Source organism: Micromonospora sp. WMMA1998 (assembly GCF_027497375.1).
Classification (GTDB): Bacteria; Actinomycetota; Actinomycetes; order Mycobacteriales; family Micromonosporaceae; genus Micromonospora; species Micromonospora sediminicola.
In genome coordinates, this window is record NZ_CP114911.1 from 3,770,043 (window position 1) to 3,792,931 (window position 22,889).

General features: G+C 75.3%; 21 protein-coding genes. 9 read left to right on the forward strand and 12 right to left on the reverse strand.

Annotated features, from left to right (window positions below; translation table 11 throughout):
• Window positions 1-31 precede the first annotated feature (31 nt).
• Both hpt and O7600_RS17025 read right to left on the reverse strand, forming a co-directional pair.
• Complete coding sequence (gene hpt / locus O7600_RS17020; protein WP_091568626.1) at window positions 32-607, reverse strand: hypoxanthine phosphoribosyltransferase; 576 nt, start codon at window positions 605-607, stop codon at window positions 32-34.
• 99 nt (window positions 608-706) lie between these two features.
• The gene (locus O7600_RS17025; RefSeq protein ID WP_172967895.1) at window positions 707-844 is read right to left on the reverse strand and encodes a hypothetical protein; all 138 of its coding nucleotides are present in this window, start codon (window positions 842-844) and stop codon (window positions 707-709) included.
• A gap of 150 nt (window positions 845-994) precedes the next feature.
• On the opposite strand from O7600_RS17025, the gene O7600_RS17030 reads away from it, so the two are divergent.
• Window positions 995-1,954, forward strand: a complete 960-nt coding sequence (locus O7600_RS17030) for a helix-turn-helix domain-containing protein (protein WP_281588560.1) — start codon at window positions 995-997, stop codon at window positions 1,952-1,954.
• A 56-nt stretch (window positions 1,955-2,010) separates the two neighbouring features.
• On the opposite strand, the gene tilS is transcribed toward O7600_RS17030, so the two are convergent.
• From tilS to dacB, 3 genes are all read right to left on the reverse strand, one after another.
• Window positions 2,011-2,970, reverse strand: a complete 960-nt coding sequence (tilS, locus tag O7600_RS17035; protein ID WP_348651344.1) for a tRNA lysidine(34) synthetase TilS — start codon at window positions 2,968-2,970, stop codon at window positions 2,011-2,013.
• A 67-nt stretch (window positions 2,971-3,037) separates the two neighbouring features.
• Window positions 3,038-4,105 (reverse strand): zinc-dependent metalloprotease, encoded by a 1,068-nt coding sequence (locus O7600_RS17040; RefSeq protein ID WP_281588564.1) that lies wholly within the window; start codon window positions 4,103-4,105, stop codon window positions 3,038-3,040.
• Between the two features lie 66 nt (window positions 4,106-4,171).
• Window positions 4,172-5,602 (reverse strand): D-alanyl-D-alanine carboxypeptidase/D-alanyl-D-alanine-endopeptidase, encoded by a 1,431-nt coding sequence (dacB, locus tag O7600_RS17045; protein ID WP_281594182.1) that lies wholly within the window; start codon window positions 5,600-5,602, stop codon window positions 4,172-4,174.
• 447 nt (window positions 5,603-6,049) lie between these two features.
• Here dacB and O7600_RS17050 point away from each other — a divergent pair, with 447 nt between their 5' ends.
• Window positions 6,050-6,556, forward strand: coding sequence for an inorganic diphosphatase (locus O7600_RS17050; protein WP_013288994.1), 507 nt, complete (start codon window positions 6,050-6,052; stop codon window positions 6,554-6,556).
• 56 nt (window positions 6,557-6,612) lie between these two features.
• On the opposite strand, the gene eccD is transcribed toward O7600_RS17050, so the two are convergent.
• Window positions 6,613-7,995, reverse strand: a complete 1,383-nt coding sequence (eccD, locus tag O7600_RS17055; RefSeq protein WP_281588566.1) for a type VII secretion integral membrane protein EccD — start codon at window positions 7,993-7,995, stop codon at window positions 6,613-6,615.
• A gap of 100 nt (window positions 7,996-8,095) precedes the next feature.
• Between eccD and eccCa the strand changes: the two genes are divergently transcribed.
• The 4 genes from eccCa to O7600_RS17075 all read left to right on the forward strand — a co-directional run bounded on the left by eccCa (window position 8,096) and on the right by O7600_RS17075 (window position 15,050).
• A complete protein-coding gene (gene eccCa, locus O7600_RS17060) occupies window positions 8,096-12,043 on the forward strand; it encodes a type VII secretion protein EccCa (RefSeq protein WP_281588568.1) in 3,948 nt (1,315 codons plus the stop codon).
• Between the two features lie 88 nt (window positions 12,044-12,131).
• A complete protein-coding gene (gene mycP, locus O7600_RS17065; RefSeq protein ID WP_281588570.1) occupies window positions 12,132-13,451 on the forward strand; it encodes a type VII secretion-associated serine protease mycosin in 1,320 nt (439 codons plus the stop codon).
• A gap of 48 nt (window positions 13,452-13,499) precedes the next feature.
• Window positions 13,500-14,294: a phosphatase PAP2 family protein gene (locus O7600_RS17070; protein WP_281588572.1), complete on the forward strand. Its 795-nt coding sequence runs from the start codon at window positions 13,500-13,502 to the stop codon at window positions 14,292-14,294.
• A 30-nt stretch (window positions 14,295-14,324) separates the two neighbouring features.
• Window positions 14,325-15,050, forward strand: coding sequence for a phosphatase PAP2 family protein (locus O7600_RS17075; RefSeq protein ID WP_281588573.1), 726 nt, complete (start codon window positions 14,325-14,327; stop codon window positions 15,048-15,050).
• Between the two features lie 31 nt (window positions 15,051-15,081).
• On the opposite strand, the gene O7600_RS17080 is transcribed toward O7600_RS17075, so the two are convergent.
• From O7600_RS17080 to O7600_RS17105, 6 genes are all read right to left on the reverse strand, one after another.
• Complete coding sequence (locus O7600_RS17080; RefSeq protein ID WP_098748020.1) at window positions 15,082-16,260, reverse strand: MarP family serine protease; 1,179 nt, start codon at window positions 16,258-16,260, stop codon at window positions 15,082-15,084.
• 76 nt (window positions 16,261-16,336) lie between these two features.
• Window positions 16,337-17,029 (reverse strand): CoA pyrophosphatase, encoded by a 693-nt coding sequence (locus O7600_RS17085; protein WP_281588578.1) that lies wholly within the window; start codon window positions 17,027-17,029, stop codon window positions 16,337-16,339.
• The gene (locus O7600_RS17090) at window positions 17,026-17,631 is read right to left on the reverse strand and encodes a TlpA disulfide reductase family protein (RefSeq protein ID WP_281588581.1); all 606 of its coding nucleotides are present in this window, start codon (window positions 17,629-17,631) and stop codon (window positions 17,026-17,028) included. Before O7600_RS17090 ends, O7600_RS17085 begins: the two co-directional genes overlap by 4 nt.
• On the reverse strand, window positions 17,628-18,407 hold the full coding sequence (gene nth / locus O7600_RS17095) for an endonuclease III (RefSeq protein ID WP_281588583.1): 780 nt from the start codon (window positions 18,405-18,407) through the stop codon (window positions 17,628-17,630). Before nth ends, O7600_RS17090 begins: the two co-directional genes overlap by 4 nt.
• A 59-nt stretch (window positions 18,408-18,466) precedes the next feature.
• Window positions 18,467-19,675 carry a CapA family protein gene (locus O7600_RS17100; protein ID WP_281588585.1) on the reverse strand — a complete coding sequence of 403 codons (1,209 nt, stop codon included), beginning with the start codon at window positions 19,673-19,675 and terminating at the stop codon, window positions 18,467-18,469.
• A 70-nt stretch (window positions 19,676-19,745) separates the two neighbouring features.
• The gene (locus O7600_RS17105) at window positions 19,746-20,408 is read right to left on the reverse strand and encodes an adenosylcobinamide amidohydrolase (RefSeq protein ID WP_281588587.1); all 663 of its coding nucleotides are present in this window, start codon (window positions 20,406-20,408) and stop codon (window positions 19,746-19,748) included.
• A 219-nt stretch (window positions 20,409-20,627) separates the two neighbouring features.
• Here O7600_RS17105 and O7600_RS17110 point away from each other — a divergent pair, with 219 nt between their 5' ends.
• The 3 genes from O7600_RS17110 to O7600_RS17120 all read left to right on the forward strand — a co-directional run bounded on the left by O7600_RS17110 (window position 20,628) and on the right by O7600_RS17120 (window position 22,886).
• On the forward strand, window positions 20,628-21,305 hold the full coding sequence (locus O7600_RS17110) for a Crp/Fnr family transcriptional regulator (RefSeq protein WP_007073398.1): 678 nt from the start codon (window positions 20,628-20,630) through the stop codon (window positions 21,303-21,305).
• 112 nt (window positions 21,306-21,417) lie between these two features.
• Window positions 21,418-22,161 (forward strand): metallophosphoesterase family protein, encoded by a 744-nt coding sequence (locus tag O7600_RS17115; protein WP_281588589.1) that lies wholly within the window; start codon window positions 21,418-21,420, stop codon window positions 22,159-22,161.
• A gap of 104 nt (window positions 22,162-22,265) precedes the next feature.
• Entirely contained in the window at window positions 22,266-22,886 is a 621-nt protein-coding gene (locus O7600_RS17120; RefSeq protein WP_281588591.1) for a TetR/AcrR family transcriptional regulator, read from the forward strand.
• Window positions 22,887-22,889: the final 3 nt, after the last annotated feature.

Here is a 22,889-nt window from a genome sequence, read left to right on the forward strand (position 1 = left end):
GAACGTCCGCTGACGAGTGGCCCGGCGGTGCTCAGGCGCGGGCGTAGACCTCGGGCTTGAGCACGCCCACGTAGGGCAGCTCGCGGTAGCGCTCGCCGAAGTCGAGGCCGTAGCCGACGACGAACTCGGTGGGGATGTCGAAGCCGACGTACTTCACCGGCACCTCGACCTTGACCGCGTCCGGCTTGCGGAACAGCGCGACCACCTCGACGCTGGCCGCCGAGCGCGACTCCAGGTAGCGCAGCAGCCAGGAGAGCGTCAGGCCGGAGTCGACGATGTCCTCGACGACGACCACGTGCCGGCCGGCGATGTCGCGGTCCAGGTCCTTGAGGATGCGGACCACCCCGGACGAGGTGGTGCCCTGGCCGTACGAGGAGACGGCCATGAACTCCAGCTCGGCGGGCGGGCCCTGGCGGCCCAGCGCGCGGGCGAAGTCGGCCATGAACATGACCGCGCCCTTGAGCACGCAGACGAGCAGGAGACCGTCCTCGACGTGTGCGTAGTCCGCCGAGACCTGCTTGGCCAGTTCCGCGGTCTTCTCGCGGATCTGCGCCTCGGAGATGATCACGTGGTCGATGTCGGCGTCGTACCAGGAGCCGTCAGCCATGCTCCTAGCCTGCCGTACGCCGGATGGCCTCCGTCGGCGGGGCCGCCCCTTTTGGCGCGGTCCCGCCGGGGATTTTCGGCGCGATCGAGGCAAATCACCTCAGCAGGTGCGGGAGCGCCAGCGCCGCCCGTCGTCGGTCGGCTTCCAGTCGGCCGAGTCGCGGGTGTCGGCGGTGAGCCCGAGGGCGCTGGCGCCGACGAGGAGGAGCAGGAAGAGCAGGAGCAGAAGAACGGTCATGGCGGCGCTCGCTTTCGCGTGGTTCGGATGGTTTTCGCCGCCGGTGCGCACCGGACACCACCTAGTTTCCGGCCCACCGTCCGGTCCGGACAGTGGCAGGAATGCCAGCGGGCATCGATTTCCTGCCACGTCTCGGGTTACCCTCGTCACATGCTCCGCTCCGTCGCCGTCATCGCCCTCGACGAGGTCGCCGCGTTCGAACTCGGCGTCGTCGCCGAGGTGTTCGGCACCGACCGCACGGTCGACGGCTTCCCCGGCTACCGGTTCGACGTCTGCACCGCCGACGGCGCCCCGGTCCGCAGCCGCTCCGGCTTCCTGCTTACCCCCACCGCCGACCTCGCGCCCGTGGACGAGGCCGACCTGGTGGCGGTGCCGGCGCACGCCGAGGGGACGCCGGTGCCCGAGCCGGTGCTCGCCGCGCTGCGCCGTGCCGCCGACCGGGGCGCCTGGCTGCTCAGCGTCTGCGCCGGCGCGTTCGTGCTGGGCGAGGCGGGCCTGCTCGACGGGCGTGACTGCACCACCCACTGGCGGCACGTCGACGAGCTCCAGCAGCGCTTCCCGGCGGCCCGGGTCCGGTGCAACTCGCTCTACGTGCAGGACGGCCGGCTGCTCACCAGCGCCGGCACCGCCGCCGGGATCGACGCCTGCCTGCACCTGGTCCGCCAGGCGCACGGCTCGGCCGTGGCCACCCGGCTGGCCCGGCGGATGGTCGTCCCGCCGCACCGCGACGGCGGGCAGGCCCAGTACGTCGAGGCGCCGATCCCCCGCGCGCCGGAGGCTCCCACGCTCGAACCGGTGCTGGAGTGGCTGATGGGCCACCTCGACCGCACCGTGACCGTGGACGAGCTGGCCGCCCGGGCCGACATGGCCCCGCGGACCTTCGCCCGCCGGTTCCGGGCCGAGACCGGCACCACCCCGCACGACTGGCTGACCAACCAACGGGTGCTGCTGGCCCGACGACTGCTGGAGGACACCCGACTCAGCGTGGAGAGCGTCGCCGACCAGGCCGGCTTCGGCGACGCGGCAGCGCTGCGGCACCACTTCACCCGCCGGGTCGGCACCACCCCGCACGCCTACCGGACCACGTTCCGCGAACGCACGGACGCCTGACCGCCGCCGGTTCGGCGGGGCTCCCGTCCCTCCGATGGCGTGGCGCGGCGGACCGGTCAGCCGGTCAGGCGGCCGGCCCGGCGGTGCACGAGGCGGCCACCGGGCAGGTGCACCGGCCCCTGCCCGCGCCAGCCGGTGACCAGGGCGTCCAACGCCGCCACGTGCCGCTGCGACAGGGCAGCCGGCGCGGCCCCCAGCTCCCGGGCCCACGCGTGCAGCACCCGGGTGCGGACCGCCGCGGGCAGCGCGGCCAGCCCGCCGACCGACAACCCCTCACCGCCGGCCCGGACGTCGGCCAACGCGGCGTCGGCCAACGCGTCCAGGGCGGCGGTGTCCGCCGCGAGCAGCCGGGCGGTCCGGGCCAGGTTCGCCACCACACCCGGCCCGAGCGCGGCGACGAGCGCCGGCAGCGCGTCGGCCCGGACCCGGGCCCGGGCGTACGCCGGGTCGGTGTTGTGCGGATCGGTCCACGGGTCGAGCCCGAGCGCGACGCAGGCCGCCCGGGTGTCGTCGCGCGCGACGTCGAGCAGCGGACGCAGCAGCGGCACCCCGTCCAGGTCGCGCCGTTCCGGCATGCCGGACAGGCCGCGCGGCCCGGCGCCCCGGGCCAGCGCCAACAGCACCGTCTCGGCCTGGTCGTCGCGGGTGTGCCCGAGCAGCACCCCGGCCGCGTGGTGCCGGCGGGCGACCTCGACCAGCGCCTCGTAGCGGGCCCCGCGGGCGGCCGCCTCGGGACCGCCGGGCCGCCCGTCCACCCGTACCCGGAGCACCTCGACCGGGTCGAGCCCGGCCGTGCGGGCCCAGGCGGCGACCGCGTCGGCCCGCTCGGCGGAGCCGGGCTGGAGGCCGTGGTCGACCGTCACCAGTCCGGCCGGGCGGCCGAGCCGGGGAGCCACGAACGCCGTGGCCGCGGCGAGCGCCAGCGAGTCCGGCCCACCGGAGCAGGCCACCAGGACCGGTCCGGCGACGGGCAGGTCGGTCAGCACCCGCCGCACGGCGAGCCGCACGGCCGCCACGGACGGCGCGGGCGCGGGGGCGTCGCCCGCCGGACCGGCCGGCGCGCGGAGAGCCGGAGCGGCCGGGTCAGCCGGCGGCCGGGGTGGCACCGGCCGGCCCGTGCACCCGGTTCACCCAGGCGTCCGGATCGCCCAGCTCGTCGAGCCGGGGCAGGGTGAGCGGGGAGGAGAAGATCTTGTTGAAGCCGGCCATGCCGACCCGGTCGACCACGCCGTGCACGAACTTGCGGCCCTCGGCGTACTGGCGCATCTTGACCTCGATGCCGAGCAGCCGGCGGATCGCCTTCTCCAGCGGGTTGCCGGACTCGCGGCGGCGGTTGAACGCCGCCCGGATCGCGCCGACGCTGGGGATGACCTCGGGACCGACGCCGTCCATCACGAACTCGGCGTGCCCCTCCAGCAGCGTCATCAACGCGGTCAGCCGGTCCAGCACGGCGCGCTGCGCCGGGGTCTGCACGATGTCGAGCACGCTGGCCCGGCTCTCCGGGTCCTTCACCGCGTCGGAGAGCGTCGCCACGCCGCGGCGCACCCGCTCCAGCAGGTGCTCACCGCCCTGCGAGGCGTCCACGAACGCCTGCACCTCGCCGAGGAAGTAGGCGCGCATCCACGGCACGGCGGTGAACTGGGTCCGGTGGGTCACCTCGTGCAGGCACACCCAGAGGCGGAAGTCGCGCGGGTCCGCGCCGAGCTTCCGCTCCACCTCGACGATGTTCGGGGCCACCAGCAGCAGTTGGCCCGGGTCGCCGGCGAAGACCTCGTACTGGCCGAGGACCCGGCCGGAGAGGTAGGCCAGCACGGTGCCGGCCTGCACGCCGGTGAGCCGGGAGCCGATCGCCTCGGTGAGCGCACCGGGCCGCTTGTCCCCGGAGAGCCGCTCGACCAGTGGCGTCACCACCTCGCGCAGCCCGGCGATGTTGGCCGCCGCCCAGTCCCGGCGGTCGACCACCCGCACCGGCGGGTGGGCCACCTGGGCGCGCAGCCCGGTGTAGTCGGCCACGTGACCGGCGGCCTCCTCGGTCAGCCGGCGCAGGTCGCCCACCACGTCGGTGGCCTCCGCGTATGACACGCGGGGGCCCGACTTGCCCAGCGCCCCCGCGGTCGCGGCGGCCAGATCCCAGTCCACGAACTGCGCCATGAACCCACCGTACCCGCGCCGCGACACCCCCACCCGGGCTCGCGTCGGCCGATCGACGTCGGTCGGTCAGCGGCAGCCGCAGCCGGCCAGCGCGGAGGTGATCCGGTCGAGCGCCTGCCGGGTCTCGTCCAGCGAGCCCTGCGTCCGGTCGGTGAGCACGGCGAAGGTGAGCAGCCGCCCGTCGGCGGTGAGCACCGTCCCGGCGATGGCGTTCACCCCGGTCAGCGTGCCCGTCTTGGCCCGCACCACACCGGCCCCGGCGGCGGTGGCGGCCGCCCGGTAACGCTCGTCGAGCGTGCCGGACCAGCCGCCGACCGGCAGTCCGCCGAAGATCGCCGCCAGCTCCGGGTGGCTGCCGTTCCCGGCGAGCGTGATCAGCTCGGTGAGCAGGGACGGGCTGATCCGGTTGGTGCGCGACAGCCCGCTGCCGTCGGCGAGGCTGATCTCGCCGGCCGGCAGTCCCAGCTCGCCGAGCACCTCGTCGGTGGCGGCCGCGCCCCCGGTGAACGAGCCGGGCTTGCCCTTGGCCAGCGCCACCTGGCGGGCCATCGCCTCGGCGATCACGTTGTCGCTGTCGCTGATCATGATGTCGACCAGCCGGATCACCGGCAGGGACTCGACCTTGCCCAGCTCGGTGCCGGGCGCCGGGCCGGCCGACCCGGAACCCCCGGCGGTCGGCGCCGCGCCCCGGGTCACCTGGGCGGCGCCACCGGTGAGCCCGAGCAGCTTGGCGAACTGCCGGCCGGCGGTCAGGTCCGGCTGGGGCACGCGCTCGGCGGCGTGGTTGGTCTCCTCGGCGGTGCGCCGCGCCAGCGCCGGGTCCTTGCGGGCGCCGTCGGTCATCAGCGCGGTGATCGCCGCGCCGAAGCCTCCGGTGGGGATGTCGGCGTCCCAGCCGGGCTCGAAGACCGGACCGCTGAACAGCGACGAGTCGACGATCACCTTGGTCGGTGCGGTGCCGCCGAGCGCGTCGCGCACCTGGGCGGCCAGGTCGTCCAGCCGGGCCGCGCCCGGGTAGAAGCCGTTCTTGTCCACCGCGAGCGTGGGGTCGCCGCCGCCGACCAGCACCACCTCGCCGGGGTTCGGGCCGGCCACCGCCCGGGTGGGGATCCGGTACGCCGGACCGCGCGCCGCGAGCACCGCGACACCGGTGGCGAGCTTGGTCACCGAGGCGGGCACGGTCGGCGCGTCCGGTCCCCTGCCGTAGAGCGCCTCGCCGGTGGCCACGTCCGCCACCGAGACGTTCACCCGGTCGCCGAGCGCGGCGGCGCCCACCAGCGGCTCCAGCGCGGCCCGGATCCCGGCCTCGGTGGGCAGCGGGGCGTTGGCGTCGGGACCGGCGAGCACGGCCGGCGGGTCCGGCTCGGGCGGCGCGGCGGTGGCACCGGACGGGGTGGCCTCGCCGCCCAGCAGACGGGCGACCGGACCCGGGCGGAGCACCGCCAGCCCGGCCACCGCGAGGACCAGCACCAGCACGCCCGCCAGCGCCGCGACCAGGCGGCCACGGCGGCGGCGCGGCGGGACGGCGGGCGGGGGCGGCGGCGGGGCGGCGCCGACCGGCGGGACCGGCGGGCTCACCGGAATCGGGCCCGGCGCGCCGGGCCAGCTCACCGGGGCCGCCGCCGGGTCACCGGCCGGGGTGACCCGGGCCGATCCGCTGGCCGGGGCCGGACGATGGGGAACGTTGGCGCCGGGGACGGACACCCGCCCGGTGGCTCCACCGGAACCGGATCCGACGGACCGTCGCCCGTCAACCCCCTCGGGGCGGTAGTGTGAATCTTCCCTCCCCACGGCCCCCTCCTCCCCGCTCGAAATCACCTTGGGTGACACTACTTCGGTCCGAACACTATGCGGCGGCCGGAGCCGGCGGGGGGCGTTCACCCGTGCGGGCGGCGAGCCGCTGGTTTCCGTTAGCCAGCGTGGGCAAACGAGGGAGCGTGGGAAATGGATTTCGACGTCACGGTTGAGATCCCCAAGGGTCACCGCAACAAGTACGAGGTGGACCACGCGACCGGCCGGATCCGGCTGGACCGCACCCTCTTCACCTCCACGCAGTACCCGGCCGACTACGGCTTCATCGAGGGCACCCTGGGCGAGGACGGCGACCCGCTGGACGCGCTGGTGCTGGTGCCCGAGCCGACCTTCCCCGGCTGCCTGATCCGCTGCCGCACCATCGGCATGTTCCGGATGACCGACGAGAAGGGCGGCGACGACAAGGTCCTCTGCGTCCCCTACGAGGACCCGCGCCAGGAGCACCTGCGGGACATCCACCACCTGGGCGAGTTCGACCGCCTGGAGATCCAGCACTTCTTCGAGGTCTACAAGGACCTGGAGCCGGGCAAGTCGGTCGAGGGCGCGACCTGGGTCGGCCGGGTCGAGGCCGAGGCCGAGATCGCCGCGTCCTACCGGCGCGCCAAGGAGGCCGAGGAGCGCGGCGAGACGCTGCACTGACGGTCAGGTTTCTCGAACGGCCCGGGTCGCACGTCGCGATCCGGGCCGTCGCGTACTCAGGCGAGCAGGCCGCGGGCCCGGTCGTAGAGGTCGAGCACCGCGCAGGCCACCGGGACCACCGCGACCACCAGGGCGGTGTCGGTCAGGTCGGCCAGCCGGCCGAGGTACGGGGACACCGGCCGCCGGGCGTACGTGGCGCCGGCGGTCACCGCCACCAGGGCCAGGGCCAGCCCGCCGACGGTCAGCGCGAGCCGCCCGCCCGGACCGGCCCGTTCCGCCAGCACCGCACCCAGCAGGGCGTAGCCGACCAACCCGGCGACGACGGCCGGCACTCGGTGCCGCACCGCCACGAAGAGCCGGGAGCGCAGCAGCAGCACCCCGCTGCCGACGGCGACCAGCAGCCACGCGGCGGTCCCGCCGGCCGCGACGAGCACCCCGATCGCGCCGACGGCCAGCGCGGCGTGCCCGAGCAGCATCCCGGTCAACACCTCCTCGGCGCGGGCCACGGCGGCGTGCACCCGTCCCCGGTCGGGCAGGTCACGGGTGCCGGCGGGAGCGGGCAGGGTGAGCGGCGGCAGCGGCAGCTTGCCGACCCGGATGGCCAGCAGCGGCAGCCCGCCGAGCGCGAAGACCAGGACGGCGAGCAGCACGGCCGCGGTGCCGGCCGGCGTCAGCAGCAGCCCACCGAGCGCGGCCACCGCCCCGGCCGCGCCCACTGTCACACCGGCCACGAAGACCCGGGACCGGCTGGCCACCCCGAGCAGGCCGAGCACCGCCACCAGCAGCAGCGCCACCGAGCCGACGAGCAGTTCGGGGGCGCCGACCCAGCGCAGCCCGGGGATCGGGCCGACCGGGTCGCCCGAGCCGACCGCCAGCGCGCCGGCCGTCGCCGCCCAGGGCAGCGCGTACCCGCCGAGGGTGGCGCCGACCGGGCCGTCCCCGTACGCCCGGGATGCCGCGGTGGCGGCGAGCACCAGGATCAGGGCGACCGCCGCGGCGACCGGCCAGTCCCGGCGCCCGGCGCCGGCGGTCAGCACGGCGACCAGCCCGACGGCGAGCGGCACGCCGGCCCCGGCCAGCGCGGCGGCCCGGGTGGCCGGGGCGGACCAGGCGGCGCCCCGGCGTCGGGCCCCGTCGACGATCGCCTCGACCACGTCGTCGTACTCCAGCTCGGGCCACTCGGCGCGGGCCGGCACGAGGTGCAGCACCTCGCCGTCCCGGACGCCCTGCGGCAGCAGCGCCTGGGCGGTGGCGAGCACCGCGCCGTCGGTGCGCCGCAGCAGCCAGCCGCCGTGCCGTTCCCCGTCGTCGGCCAGCCCCTCCCCGGCGTGCCGGAGCACCTCGGGCAGCAACTCGGCCAGGGGGACCTGCTCCGGCAGGGCCACGTCGACCCGGCGCCGCGGCGCGCTGATGGTGACCCGGGCGAGCCCGCTTGTCATCGACGTATCTCCATCCCGGACCGGATCGGTGGGCTGACGGACGAGAGGACTTTACCTACTATGAGCCAGGCTCGGGTTACCGAGAGCCATGGGAGGATCGTTGTCCACTGTCGTCATCAAGCGGCCGCCGCGCCGCCCGGCCCCGGAGATCCCGGTCGGCGAGCTGCCCGTCGAGGCGCCGCCGGAGATCCCGGTGGCGACCGGGGGGCGCTGGCAGCAGGCCCTGATGGTGCTGCCGATGCTCGGCGGGACGGTGGCCATGGCGATGATGTTCGGCCGGGGCGGCGGGGCCTACTCGTACGCGGTGGGCGGCATGTTCGGGCTCTCCTCGCTCGCCATGCTGGTGACCACCTGGGGCAGCGCCGGCCCGAAGAAGTCCGAGCTGATGGCCGCCCGCCGGGAATACCTGCGCCACCTGGCCACGCTGCGCCGCCGGGTCCGGGAGACCGCCGGCGCCCAGCGGGCCGGGCTCTCCTACCGCCACCCCGAGCCGGGCCGACTCTGGTCCACCGTGGACAGCCACCGGGTGTGGGAACGCCGGCCGGTCGACCCCGACTTCGCCGTGGTCCGGGTCGGTGTCGGGCCGCAGACGCTGGCCACGCCGCTGGTTCCGCCGGTCACCCGGCCACTGGAGGAGCTGGAGCCGATGACCGCCGGGGCGCTGCGGCGCTTCCTGGACGCGTACTCGGTGGTGCCGGACCTGCCGGTGGCGCTGTCGCTGCGCAGCTTCGCCCGGGTCTTCGTGCGCGGTCCGGCGGGCCCGGTGCGCGGGGCCGGCTCGCCCGCCGCGCAGGCCCTGGCCCGGGCGGTGCTCACCCAGCTCGCGGTCTTCCACGCCCCGGACGAGCTGCTGGTCGCGGTCTGCGCCGGTCCGGAGCGCCGGGACCGGTGGGAGTGGGTGAAGTGGCTGCCGCACGCCCACCACCCGACGCGTACCGACGCCCTGGGCGCGGTGCGCCTGGTCACCAGCTCCGCCGCCGACCTGGAACGGCTTCTCGCCGACGTGCTCGGCAGCCGGTCCCGGTTCAGCCCGCACGGCCCGGCCACGGACGGGCCGCACGTGGTCGTGGTGCTCGACGGCGGCGATCTGACCGGCGCCGCCGACCTGGCCGGCGACGGCGGCATCGACGCGGTCACCGTGCTCGACCTGGACACCCCGCCCCCACGGCTGCTCGACCGCTACGCGCTGCTGCTCGACCTGGTCGACGGCCGGCTGCACTCGCACTCCGCGGAGGGGCACGCCGAGGTCGGCGCCGCCGACGCGCTGCCGGCGGCCGACGCCGAGGCGGTGGCCCGGCGACTCGCGCCGCTGCGGCTGGCCGGCACGGTACGCGGGCCGGACGCGCCGCCCGGCGCCGAGCCGGGTCTGCCCGAGCTGCTCGGCCTCGGCGACCCGGAGGGCTTCACCGCCGAGCAGGGGTGGGCGCCCCGGGCCGCGCGGGACCGGCTGCGGGTGCCGATCGGGGTGGGCGCCGACGGCGGGGCGATCGACCTCGACCTGAAGGAGTCGGCGCAGGACGGGATGGGGCCGCACGGCCTGCTGATCGGCGCCACCGGCTCGGGCAAGTCGGAGCTGCTCCGCACGCTCGTGCTCGGCCTGGCCGCCACGCACAGCTCGGAGCAGCTCAACTTCGTGCTCGTCGACTTCAAGGGCGGGGCCACGTTCGCGCCGTTCGAGCGGTTGCCGCACACCGCCGCCGTGATCACCAACCTGGCCGACGCGCTGCCCCTGGTCGACCGGATGGTCGACGCGATCAACGGGGAGCTGATGCGCCGGCAGGAGCTGCTGCGCCGGGCGGGCAACTTCGCCAGCGTGCGCGACTACGAGCGGGCCCGGGCGGCCGGCACGCCGCTGGCCCCGCTGCCGTCGCTGCTGCTGATCTGCGACGAGTTCTCCGAACTGCTCTCCGCCAAGCCCGACTTCATCGACCTGTTCGTGCAGATCGGGCGGCTCGGCCGGTCGCTCGGGGTGCACCTGCTGCTGGCCAGCCAGCGGTTGGAGGAGGGCCGGCTGCGCGGGCTGGACACCCACCTGTCCTACCGGATCGGCCTGCGCACGTTCTCGGCGCTGGAGTCCCGGACCGTGCTCGGCGTGCCCGACGCGCACGAGCTGCCCCGCACCCCGGGCCACGGCTACCTGCGCTCCGGCACCGACCCGCTGGTCCGGTTCAAGGCCGCGTACGTCTCCGGGACGGTCCGCCGCCGTCCCGGCCCGGCGGGTACGGCCGGCGCCGGGAGCCCCCGCGTGCTCGCCTTCTCCAGCCACCTGGTCCCGGTGCCCGAGCCGGCCGTGCCGGCGGCCCTCCCGGCCGAGGAGGAGACCGGCGGGACCCTGCTCGACCTGCTGGTGGACCGGCTGGCCGGGCAGGGCCCGCCGGCGCACCAGGTGTGGCTCCCCCCGCTGGACGCCTCGCCGACGCTCGACGAGCTGCTCGGCGCGATCGGGAGCGACCCGGCGCGCGGGCTGACCGTGGCCAATCCGGAGCTGCACGGCGCGTTGCAGGTGCCGGTGGCCGTGGTGGACAAGCCGTTCGAGCAGCGACGGGACCTCTTCTGGCTGGCCCTCGACGGCGCGGCCGGGCACGTCGGGGTGGTCGGCACCACCCGCAGCGGCCGGTCCAGCCTGCTGCGCACGCTGGTCTGCGCGCTCGCCCTCACCCACACTCCGGCCGAGGTGCAGGTCTACTGCCTCGACCTCGGTGGCGGGACGCTCGGCGCGCTGCGCGACCTGCCGCACGTCGGCGGGGTGAGCGGGCGCACCGACGGCACCGCGGTCCGCCGGACCGTCGGTGAGGTCGTCAACGTGCTCGTCGAGCGGGAGCGGCGCTTCACCGAGTCCGGGGTGGAGTCGATGGCGGCCTGGCGTCGGCGACGGGCCGCGGGCGGGCCGGGCGGCGCCGACCCGTTCGGGGACGTGTTCCTGGTGGTGGACGGCTGGAACACCCTGCGCGGCGAGTACGAGGACCTGGAGCCGCTGGTCACCGAGCTGGCCACGCGCGGCCTCGCGTACGGGGTGCACGTGGTGGCGACCGCGTTGCGCTGGTCGGACTTCCGGCCGGCGATCCGCGACCTGTTCGGCTCCCGGCTGGAGCTGCGCCTCGGTGATCCGGCCGACTCGGCGGTGGTCAAGCGGGCGCTGGCGGCGACCGTGCCGGAGGAGCGGCCGGGGCGCGGGATCACCGCCGGCGGGCTGCACTTCCTCACCGCCGAACCGCGGGCCACCGTCCTGGGCGCCGAGACCGGTGACCTGGTCAAGGCGGTTGCCGGCGCCTGGGCCGGTCCGGTGGCGCCCCGGGTGCGGCTGCTCCCGCCGGTGCTGCCGTACGCCGAGCTGGACCAGACCTCGACCACCGGGCTGGCGTTCCCGGTGGGGATGGCCGAGGCGGATCTGTCCCCGGTGGTGCTCGACTTCGCCAGCGAACCCAACTTCGTGGTCTTCGGCGACGCCGAGTGCGGCAAGTCCTCGTTCCTGCGCGCGCTGGCCACGTCGATCGTCCGCCGGTTCACCCCGGAGCAGGCCCGGGTGATCCTGGTGGACTACCGGCGCAGCCTGATGGGCACGATCGACACGCCGCACCTGATCGGGTACGGCACGGCCGCGCCGCACACCACCGAGCTGATCGAGTCGGCGGCCGGCTATCTGCAGGGGCGGCAGCCGGGTCCCGGGGTGACGCCGGCCGAGCTGCGCGCCCGGTCCTGGTGGACGGGGCCGGAGCTGTTCGTGCTGGTGGACGACTACGACCTGGTGGCCGGCGGGCCGAGCAACCCGTTGCGCGCGTTGGAGGAGCACCTTCCGCACGCCCGGGACGTCGGGCTGCATTTGGTGCTGGCGCGGCGCTCGGGCGGCGCCGGCCGGACGTCGTACGAGCCGGTCATCCAGCGGCTGCGGGAGCTGTCCACGGCCGGGCTGGTGATGTCGGGCGGCCCGGAGGAGGGGCCGCTCGTCGGTCAGGTGAAGGCCGGCCCGCTGCCCCCGGGACGGGCCCGTCTGGTCACCCGCCGTGAGGGCGTACGTCTGGTGCAGTTGGCCCATCTTCCGCCCGGGTGACCAGGCGTGCGGAGTTGCCCCGTGACGGTCGGGACAACCGGTAATCTCCGAGCAGCATGTGTCGGACGCGACGGAATGGCTGGGGAATGTGACCAGGGAACGGCAGGGAGCTCCCGGCGTGCCATCCCGGCGTCGCACCGGACGGGTGCTGCTCGCCGCGGTGTCGGCGCTGGTCGTCGCGGGCGGCCCGCTCGCGCCACCGGCGCACGCGACAGCGGCTGTCCCCGTCGCCCGTCAGCTGCCGGCCCGGGCGCCCGACGCGGTGGTCCGCACCGACCAGGTCCGCGACGAGCAGTGGCAGTTGGCGGAGCTGCGGGCGAAGACCGCCTGGCGCACCTCGACCGGTCGCGGCGTGGTGGTCGCGGTGATCGACTCCGGTGTGGACGGTTCGCATCCGGACCTGGCCGGGCAGGTGCTGCCCGGCCTCGACCTGGTCGACCCGGACGGCGCGGACGGGCCGGACCCGGTCGGGCACGGCACCACGGTGGCCGGGCTGATCGCCGGGCGGGCCGACGACGACCGGGGCGTGGTGGGGTTGGCGCCGGACGCCCGGATCCTTCCGGTCCGCGTGCTGGACGCCGAGAACCGGTACGACGACGCGCTGATCATCGCGAAGGCCGTGCGATGGGCGGTGGACAACGGCGCCCGCGTGATCAACCTGTCGCTCGGTGGTGGCGGCGACAGCCCGGCCCTGGCCGCGGCGCTCGACTACGCGTTCGCGCGCGACGTGGTGGTGGTCGCCTGCACCGGCAACCTGGCCACCTCGACCAGCACCAAGGTCTGGTACCCGGCCCGGGAGCCGGGCGTGCTGGCGGTCACCGGGCTGGACCGCAACAGCGAGAACCTCTGGTCCGGCTCGGTCACCGGCCGCGAGACCATCCTCAGCGCCCCGGCCACCGCCCTCTACGGCGCGCGGCAGCAGGGCGGCTACTGGCGGGTGCAGGGGACGAGCTTCGCCGCGCCGCTGGTCGCCGCGACGGCTGCCCTGGTCCGGGCCCGCTATCCGCGGATGCCGGCCGGGGACGTGGTGAACCGGCTGACCAGCACCGCCCGGGATCTCGGCCCGACCGGACGGGACGACCGGTTCGGCTTCGGCATGGTGGATCCGGTGGCCGCGCTCACCGCCGACGTGTCGCCGGTGGGGCGCAACCCGCTCGACGACAACGCCTCCCCGGGTGTGGTGGGCTTCGGGCCGGCGCCCGGCGAGGGTCGGGACAGCCGGGCGGCGGGCGCGGGGCAGGGCGGCGACCCGCTCGGCCGTACGCAGCAGTCCGGCTGGTCGGCCCGCCCGGCCGGGCAGGCCGACGACTCCGCGCCGGAGCGGTTGTGGACCGGCCTGGCGTTGTTCGTCGCCCTGGTCACCGGCACCGCGCTGATGGTGCGCCGGTTCCGGCAGAGCCGCCGCTGACCGGCGCGGCCGGTCTGATCAGGCCGTGCCCTGGGTAGTGAACGGCGCATGAACACCACCGGTCCGACGTCCACGCGGGAGCGGTCCTGGCGGGCCCGCCGCCTCGACCCCGACCACTCGCTGGGTCTCCGGCTCACCCTGGCCGCCACCGCGGCCTTCCTGGTGCTCGTGCCGTTCGCGCTGCTCGCGCTGCTGGTGCTGGGGGCCTGGCCGCCGCTGCTCCGACTGGACGCGTCGGTCACCGACGCGTTCCACGGCTACGCGGTGGACCATCCGGCCTGGGTCCACGTGATGACCGTGTGGACCCACGCGTTGGGGCCGGGGCCGTTGCGGGTGGCCGCCGCGGTGGTGGTGGTCTGGCTGCTGTGTCGCGGAGCGCCGCGGCTGGCCGTGTGGGTGGTCGTCACCATGCTCGTCGGCGGGCTGCTCGGCGCGTTGCTGAAGCTGCTGGTCGGGCGGGACCGGCCGGAGCTGCTGGACCCGGTGGCGCGCGCGGCGGGCTACTCCTTCCCGTCCGGTCACGCGTTGAACGCGGCGCTGGCGGCCGGGGTGTTGCTGCTGGTGTTCCTGCCGTTCACCCGGGGCAGCCGGACCGGTCGGGTCGCGCTGTGGACGGCCGCCGCACTGGTCATGGTGGTCACCGGGCTGAGCCGGATCGCGTTGGGCGTGCACTGGACCAGCGACGTGGTGGGCGGCTGGGTGCTCGGGGTGGCCGTGGTGGCCGCCACGGCGGCCGCCTTCGCCACGTGGCGGACCTCGACCGGCCGGCGGACCACGCGTCCGCTGCGCGAGGGGATCGAGCCGGAGCTGGCCGAACCGGGGCCGGACGACCGTCGGGCGTAGTCCGGCGCGGATCTGGGTAGATGGCGGCCCATGTCCGATGTCGTGGTCCGGGTCACCCGGCGGGTCCTGCTGCCGCTGGCGCTGCTGTTCGCTCTCATGGTGGGGCTGGGACTCCTGGTCACCCGGGTCCTCGCGCACACCTGGCCGTTCACCGTGGAGGACGCGGTCAACCGCGAGCTGGCGGGCGACCGGACGGGTGGCTGGAACGACGTGTCGCTGGTCTTCAGCACGTTGGCCAGCACCCAGATGATCGTCGTGGTGACCGTGCTGGCCGCGCTGGTGCTGCGGTTGGTGCTGCACCGCTGGCGGGAGCCGCTCTTCCTCTGCGCGGCGGTGAGTGCCCAGGCGTTGATCTTCCTCTTCACCACCATGGTCATCGACCGGAACCGCCCGGCCGTCGAGCACATGGACGCGTCCCCGCCGACGTCCAGCTTCCCGTCCGGGCACACGTCCGCCGCGACCGCGCTCTACGTCGGCCTCGCGGTGCTGCTGGCGCTGCGGGCGCGCAGCACCCCGGCCAAGGTCACCTGGTGGGCGCTGCTGGTGCTGGTGCCGGTGGGGGTGGCGTTGACCCGGATGTACCGGGGCATGCACCACCCCAGCGACGTGGTGGCCTCGTTCCTCAACGGCGGCACCTGCGTGGCGATCATGGCGCGCGCGGTGCTCGACCGCACGCTGACCTGGGGGCGCGCGAAACTGCCGCTGAACCGCTCCGACGACGACGTGGCGCCGGCCGGCGCGCCGGCCGGGGGCTGAGCGCCGCGCCGCCCGGCCGCCGTCGGCCGGCTCAGGTGCAGTCGCCGGTGCCCACTCCCCGGGTACGCTCCGCGCCCGCCAGCGCCACCGACCGCGCCTCGGCCGCGGTCACCGCGAAACCGGTGTTCGGGTCGTCCGCGGCCGCCGCGAAGATCACCCCGAGCACCAGCCCGTTCGACGAGACCAGCGGACCGCCGGAGTTGCCGCTGCGCACCAGCGCCCGAATGGTGTAGATCTCCCGGGTCACGTCACCGGCGGAGTAGATGTCCGGCCCGGTGATCCGGTCGACGTCGCGGACCCGGGCCGGACGGGCGTCGTACGGGCCGTCGAGCGGGAAGCCGAGCACGATCGCGTCCGCCCCGCTGCCCGCCTCGCCGGCGGCGAAGCGAAGCGACGGCCCGGGCAGGCCGGGCACGTAGAGCACGGCCAGGTCGCGGTTCGGGTCGTAGACGACCACCTCTCCGTCGTACCGCTCGCCGCGCAGCTCCACCGCCACCGAGCGGGTGCCGGCCACCACGTGCGCGTTGGTCATCACCCGGTCGTCGGCGTAGACGAAGCCGGAACCCTCGATCCGGCGCGAGCAGCTCGGCGCGGAGCCGAGCACCTTGACCACGGACCGTTTGCTGTTCTGCACCACCTGCGAGTTGGCCAGCGCCGGGTCGGGTGGGGACACCTGCCGGGCGGTGGTGCGGTCGAGCCCGTTGAACACGTCGGGGAAGCCGTTGGTGTCGACCGTGTCGCGCAGCGCGGTAGACAGTTCCTGCGCCTGGTCGGGCAGCACCCGGTCGACGACGGTGAGCAGCGCGCTGTTCTTGACCGAGGCGGCCAGCCAGGGCACCGAGGAGGAGCCCAGCGGCACCGCGACGAGCCAGGCCACCAGCATGACCGCGATGACGGAGATGAACGCGCCGCCGACGTCGTCGATCTTTTTGCCGGCCGGCCCGGTGATGGCCGCGCGCAGGTTGGAGCCGAGCCAGCCGGCCAGCGCCTGCCCCAGCACGGCGAGCCCGAAGATCGCCACCAGGGAGATCAGCACCCGGGTGCCGCTCGCCGCGAACTGCTGGGCGATCAGCGGGCCGATCTGGAGGCCGAGCAGCGCACCCAGGAAGAACCCGGAGAACGACAGGGCCCCGATGACGAAGCCCTGGCGGTATCCGCTGATCGCGAACACGAGCATGAGCAGGAGCAGGACGAGATCCACGGCGGACACGCCCCAAGGGTACGGGCACCGGGCCCACGGGAGGCTCAGCGCTCGCTGAACGTGACCTGAGGGTGCGCCCGGGTGATCAGCGCACCCGGGTCTCGTCCGCCGCGTCGGTGCCGGCCGACGGGGCGGGGGTGGCGCCCACCGGCGGCAACTCCACCACGCGGCTGCGCGGCCACGGCCGGGCCCAGCCGCCCATCTGCAACAACGTGTCGATCACGCCGGCGGTGAAGCCCCAGACCAGCATTCCGCGCACCGAGAAGGCGGGGCCGATCCAGCCGCTGGGGTGGCGTACCCGCATGCGGTTGTCCGGGTCGACCAGCTCGGCGACCGGGAGCCGGGCGACGTGCGCGACCTCGGCCGGCTCGCGCGGGTGCACCGGGTGCGGGTCGTGCCACCAGGCGAGCACCGGGGTGACCACGAAGTCGCTGACCGGGATCCAGAGCCGGGGCAGCTCGGCGAGCACGGTGACGCTGCCCGGTTCGAGGCCGACCTCCTCGTTCGCCTCGCGCAGTGCGGTGGCGCGGGCGTCGGCGTCCTCCGGGTCGGCGGCGCCGCCGGGGAAGGCCGGCTGCCCGGCGTGGTTGCGCAGCGTCGCGGCGCGCTGGAGGACCAACACGTCCGGCCCGGCGTCGGGTTCCTCGCCGAGCAGCACCAGCACGGCGCTCTCCCGGCCGCCGCTGTCCGGGGTGACGATCCGGGTGAAGTCCTCCGCCCGGGCACTGCCCAGCCGGCCCAGCAGCGGGTCGATCCACGCGGGCGGCCTCCGGGTCACACCGTCACCCCGAGATGGGTACGGACCAGCGTCGCGAGCCGGTCGTCGTCCAACGCGCCGGTCGCGTCGACGTGCCGGATCCGACCGTCGGCGTCGACCAGGACGGTCAGCGGGAACGCGTTGCGTTCGAGCGCGCGCTGGAACGCGTCACCCTGGTCGACGAGCATCGGGAAACCGACGCCGAAGTCCTCGCCGATGGACTGCGCGCCGCCCCGGCTGTCCCGGCTGTTCACGCCGATGACCTGGAACCGCCCGTCGGCCCGCTCGCTGAGCCGCTGGAAGGCGGGCAGCTCCTTGCGGCACGGGGCACACCAGGACGCCCACACGTTGATCACCGCCGGGCCCCTGACGTCACGCACCCGCACCGGCGCGCCGCCGGTGAAGCAGTTCAACGTCAGCTCGGGCAGCTCGGCCCCGGTGGCGCCGGCCGGCGCCGGGGCGGCCGACGCGGGCGCGACGGTCAGCGGGGCGCAGTCGGCGAACGGCGACGGACGTTCGGCCCGGGTGGCCGGCGCCGGGCCGGCCGGCTCCTCGGCCGTGGCGGTGCAGCCCGCCGCCGCGAGCAGCAGCGGGACGAGCAGGTACGCGAGCCGGCGCGTCACGGCACGTCCGCCGCGGCCGCCTGCTGCGGCACCAGGTCGGGGTCGAGGCCGACGGCGACCGCCAGGTCCCGCGCGCGCGGGCCCTTCAACAGCTTGGCCGCGGCCGCCGGCTCGGTCGGCCCGGTGCCGTACGCGGGGCAGAGCTTCGCCAGCGTGCACGCGCCGCAGGCGGGCTTGCGGGCGTGGCAGACCCGGCGGCCGTGGAAGATGATCTGGTGCGACAGCATCGTCCAGTCGCGCTTCGGGTAGAGCGCGCCGATCGCGTGCTCGATCTTGACCGGGTCGGTCTCGGTGGTCAGCTGCCACCGCTGCACCAGTCGCTGGAAGTGGGTGTCGACGGTGATGCCGGGGACGTCGAAGGCGTTGCCGAGGATCACGTTCGCGGTCTTGCGCCCGATCCCGGGCAGCGTCACCAGGTCGACCAGCTTGCCCGGCACCTCGCCGTCGTAGCGCTCGCAGAGCGCGCGGCCCAGGTTGATCAGGGAGCTGGTCTTGTTGCGGTAGAACCCGGTGGGCCGGATCAGCTCCTCCAGCTCGCCCCGGTCCGCCCCGGCGTAGTCGGCGGCGGTGCGGTAGCGGGCGAACAGCTTCGGCGTGACCTCGTTGACCTTCTTGTCGGTGCACTGGGCGGAGAGGATCGTGGCGACGGCCAGCTCCAGCGCGTTGGAGTGGTCGAGTTCACAGTGCGCGTCGGGGTGGGTCTCGGTCAGCACCCGACCGATGCGGCGGGCGCGACGCGTACGACCGAGGTCGGTCTCGGGAGAGCGCGTGGTCACGCCGGCCAGCCTACGTCGCGGGGCCGACGCTCCGGCGGGTCCACGCGGGTGGCGTGCGCTCAGCCACCCGCCGGCGCGCTGATCTTGCCGCTCGGGTCGAGCTTCGCGCCGGTGTCCGGGAAGTCGGCCGCGGTCACCTCGCGGACCAGGCCGAGGCCACGGTCCTGCCGGTCGACCGACGGCTTGCCGACGCCGTTCATCGCGGTCGAGGTGAAGGTGCCGCCGACGAAGCGGCCCTCGGCGGTGAGCGACACCTTGAGCACGCCGCCCCAGCCGAGCCGGCCGGCGCTGTTCAGCGACTTCCCGCCGCCGGCGAAGTTGCCCAGGCTGTAGGCGATCAGCCGGCCCTTGTAGAACTCCATGCCCCGCAGCACGTGCGGCCCGTGCCCGATCACCAGGTCCGCGCCGGCGTCGATGACCGCGCGGGAGAAGCGCATCGGGTCGCCGCGGTTCTCGCCGACGTACATCTCGGTGCCCGGCTTCACCCGGGTGCGGTCGGCGCCCTCGGCGCCCATGTGCACCTGGACCACCACGAGCTGGGCCTGCTCCTTGGCCAACTCGATCACCTGCTTGGCGGCGTCGATGTCGATCAGGCTGTTCGACCAGGGGTACGACGAGAAGCCGACCACGGCCACCTTGACGCCCTTGACGTCGACCACGGTGATCTCGCCCGGCGCCCCGGTGTGCTTGAGCCCGTGCGCCTCCAGCGCCGACTGGGTGTTCTCGTAGCCCTGCTGGCCGTAGTCGTTGCCGTGGTTGTTGGCCTGGTTGAGCAGCTGGAACCCGGCCGAGCGCAGGTGCGCCGCATAGCCGGGGGGCGCCCGGAACTGGTAGCAGTTCTTCGGGTTCGGGCCGCACTTGCCGGCGCCCGTGTCGTCGGTGAGCGGCTCCTCCAGGTTGCCCATCACCAGGTCGCCCTTGAGCGCCGACTTCACGTCGTCGAAGAAGCCCTTGCCGCCGTTGGGGGGCAGCCGGTTCGGCGCGTTACCCATGATCACGTCGCCGGTGGCGGTCAGCGAGATCGCCCGGTCGGCCGCACCGTCCGCGGCGGGCTGGTCGGCCGTCGCGGGAGCGGCCGAGCCGGGGGTCCCCCCGCCCTGCCCGGTCTGCCAGCGCGGGTCGTCCCCGCCGGAGGTCGAGCAGCCGGCGACCAGGAGGACGGCGAGGAGCGCGGCGAGCCCGGCGAGGCGTCGACCGGGGACGGCGGGACGCGGGCCGGGGGCGGCGGCGCGGCGGGACCAGGGCGCAGAGCGGGCGGAAGCGTACATCGTCGGCGACGCTACCGTCCCGGGTTCGCTCCGACGAGGGCCGATCGGTCGGTTTACCCGTCGTGGCACGTCAGAGCCCTCTCCGGTCGGACCAGGGCACCACGGTGCCGGCGCCGCCCGCCCGGACGGCGGCGTGCACGGCCCGGGCCAGCGGGGCGCCCCAGGTCGAGCGGGGCCCGCCGTACGGGGCCGGGTCGCCGTCGGCGGGGCAGAGCACGGTGACCGCGTCGGTGGGGGTGCCGGTGGCCGGCAGGCCCAGCTCCCAGATCGCCTGCGCCTTCGCCTCGGTGGCCGTGGCCACCGCGTTGACCAGGGCGGCCTCGCCGAGCCGGGCCGGCACGTGTACGACGATGTTGACCGTGCCGACGCGCTGGACGGGCGGCGCGGGCGCGGGCGCGGCGGCCCACACCGGGGTGCCCAGGCCGACGGTGGCCCAGACCCGGACGCCGCTGTCCGCGCGGTGCACCACCTCGGTCACGTCCACGCCGGTGAGCAGCCCGACGCCGGGCCCGTCCAGGTCGAGGTCGCGGGCCATCTCGGCCAGGTGGGCGGCGGGGTCGTCCCGGTCGTACGACATCGGCACGGTCGCGTTCACCACCCACCGGCGGACGCCGATCCCCCCGCCCAGCGGGGCGGAGCCGACCGCCAGCAGCGGCGCCTCGGACCGCCAGACCAGGAGCGGGATGTCCCGGCCGGTTTCGGACCGGGTGGTCAGGATCGGCGCACAGAGCACGCCGGTCACCCTACGATCGCAGGTGGGAACGGGTGGCGCCGGCCCGGGCCGGAGGCGGGATCCTAGCCGCTCACCAGGTCGGGCAGGTTACGCCCAACGATCAAGATTCCAGGGGTGCGCCTCTGATTCCTGCTCATGTGCGCCTAGACTGGCGGCGCGCGAGGGATCAGCGGACGGCGGACCCGGCCGACGGACGGCACGCGCAGGCGGAGGTGCGCGATGGACGAGGTACTGGCCCGCAGCGGGATCTTCCAGGGTGTCGACCCGGAGGCTGCCGAGGCGCTCGCCAAGGAGATGGAGACGATCGAGGTCCGCAAGGGCGAGGTCGTCTTCAACGAGGGCGAGCCCGGCGACAGTCTCTACATCCTCCTGTCCGGCAAGATCAAGGTGGGTCGCCGCGCCGCGGACGGCCGGCAGAACCTGATCGCCGTGATGGGCCCGTCGGACATGGTGGGCGAGCTGTCGCTCTTCGACCCGGGCCCGCGTACGGCGACGGCCACGGCGGTCACCGACACCCGGCTGGTGCGGCTGCGCAAGCAGGCCCTGCGCCCCTGGCTCAACAACCGGCCCGAGATCGCCGAGCAGCTGCTGCGCGTGCTGGCCCGCCGGCTGCGCCGGACCAACGACTCGCTGGCCGACCTGATCTTCACCGACGTGCCGGGCCGGGTCGCCAAGAACCTGCTCCAGATGGCCGGCCGTTTCGGCACCCGCGACGGCGGCGTGCTGCGGGTGACCCACGACCTCACCCAGGAGGAGATCGCCCAGCTCGTCGGCGCCTCCCGGGAGACCGTCAACAAGGCGCTCGCCGACTTCGCCTCGCGCGGCTGGCTGCGCCTGGACGGCAAGAGCATCATCATCCTCGACCCGGAGCGCCTGGCCCGCCGCGCGCGCGTCTGACCTCCGCACCGGCTCTCCCGGCCCGGCCCGCCGCGCGCGGTCCGGGCCGGTGCCGTCTCTGCCCGGCGCAGAATTCCTGGACGGCCCGGCGGTCGGCGTCCAGGCTGGGGCGATGCGTGAACGTGTCGCCGTCCTCTCCGACATCCACGGCGTCCTGCCGGCGCTGGACGCCGTGCTGGCCGAGCCGGACGTGGCCACCGCCGACCTGATCGTGCTCACCGGCGACATCGCCGACGGCCCGCAGCCGGTCGAGGTGCTGGACCGGCTCGCCGCGCTCGGTGACCGGGCGTGCTGGGTGGGCGGCAACGGTGAACGTGACCTGGTGGCGGCCCGTGCCGGCCGGCCAGCCCCGTACGACGTCTCCAACTGGGCCGCCGCCCAGCTCCGCGACGACCAGGTGGCCCGGCTGGCCACGCTGCCGCAGCGCGTCACGCTGCCCGTCGCCGGCCTGGGTGAGGTGCTGTTCTGCCACGCCACGCCCCGCGACGACGAGGAGATGGTGCTCGTCGACTCCCGCCTGGACCGCTGGGCCGAGGTCTTCGCCGACCTCCCGGCCGAGGTCACCACAGTGGTCTGCGGGCACACCCACATGCCGTTCGCGCGGCTGGTCGACCGCCGCCTGGTGGTGAACCCGGGCAGCGTCGGCATGCCGTACGGCGGCGCGGGCGCCTGGTGGGCCCTGCTCGGCCCCGGCGTGCAGCTGCGCCGGACGGCCTTCGACGTGGACGCCGCGTGCGCCCGGATCGCCGCCGGATCCACCTTTCCCGACGCGGCGGCGTGGGCCGACGAGTACGTCCGATCCCGCCACTCCGACGCCGACGCGCTCGCCGCCTTCGGCCCCCGCGACGGCCGCTGACCGTTAACAAGGGGCCCTTCCTCTACCGGAGGCGTTAACAAGGGGCCCCGCCTTTCAAAAAAGTCAGGCTTGACTGTTTGTTTTGCGGGCGGCAGGCTGTCCCCGTGCCCGCCTCATCGACCCGCGTCCCTCAGCAGGACCGCAGCCGCGCCACCCAGGCCCGACTGCTGGAGGCGACCGTCGAGTGCCTGGTGGAGCACGGCTGGTCCGGCACCACCACGACGGTGGTGGCGGCCCGCGCCGGCGTCTCCCGGGGCGCCCAGCTGCACCACTACCCGACAAAGGCGGCGCTGGTCACCGCCGCCGTCGCCCATCTGACCGAGCGTCGGGCGGTCGAGCTGCGCACCGAGGCGGAGGCCCTGCCGGCCGGCCCGCGCCGGCTCGACGGGGTGGTCGACCTGCTCGCCGCCGCCTTCACCGGCCCGCTCTTCGTCGCCGCGCTGGAGCTGTGGGTGGCCGCCCGCACCGACGCCGAGCTGCGCGACGCGCTGGTCCCGCTGGAGGCCCGGATCGGCCGCGAGATGCACCGGCTCACCGTCGAGCTGCTCGGCGTGGACGAGCGCCGCCCCGGCGTCCGCGAATCGGTCCAGACCACGCTCGACCTGCTCCGCGGCCTCGGCGTGGCCAACCTGCTCAGCGACGACTCGACCCGCCGCACCACCCTGCTGCACGCCTGGAAGCGCCAGCTCGCCGCGCTGCTCACCGCGGAGGGCGAGCGGCACTGATCC

Excerpts from the sequence above, each read along its gene's own strand:
- eccD (WP_281588566.1), bottom strand. The coding sequence starts at position 7,995 with ATGACAAGCGGGCTCGCCCGGGTCACCATCAGCGCGCCGCGGCGCCGG.
- hpt (WP_091568626.1), bottom strand. The coding sequence starts at position 607 with ATGGCTGACGGCTCCTGGTACGACGCCGACATCGACCACGTGATCATC.
- O7600_RS17050 (WP_013288994.1), top strand. The coding sequence starts at position 6,050 with ATGGATTTCGACGTCACGGTTGAGATCCCCAAGGGTCACCGCAACAAG.
- O7600_RS17070 (WP_281588572.1), top strand. The coding sequence starts at position 13,500 with ATGAACACCACCGGTCCGACGTCCACGCGGGAGCGGTCCTGGCGGGCC.
- O7600_RS17040 (WP_281588564.1), bottom strand. The coding sequence starts at position 4,105 with ATGGCGCAGTTCGTGGACTGGGATCTGGCCGCCGCGACCGCGGGGGCG.
- O7600_RS17110 (WP_007073398.1), top strand. The coding sequence starts at position 20,628 with ATGGACGAGGTACTGGCCCGCAGCGGGATCTTCCAGGGTGTCGACCCG.
- O7600_RS17025 (WP_172967895.1), bottom strand. The coding sequence starts at position 844 with ATGACCGTTCTTCTGCTCCTGCTCTTCCTGCTCCTCCTCGTCGGCGCC.
- O7600_RS17075 (WP_281588573.1), top strand. The coding sequence starts at position 14,325 with ATGTCCGATGTCGTGGTCCGGGTCACCCGGCGGGTCCTGCTGCCGCTG.
- O7600_RS17030 (WP_281588560.1), top strand. The coding sequence starts at position 995 with ATGCTCCGCTCCGTCGCCGTCATCGCCCTCGACGAGGTCGCCGCGTTC.
- O7600_RS17115 (WP_281588589.1), top strand. The coding sequence starts at position 21,418 with ATGCGTGAACGTGTCGCCGTCCTCTCCGACATCCACGGCGTCCTGCCG.
- O7600_RS17100 (WP_281588585.1), bottom strand. The coding sequence starts at position 19,675 with ATGTACGCTTCCGCCCGCTCTGCGCCCTGGTCCCGCCGCGCCGCCGCC.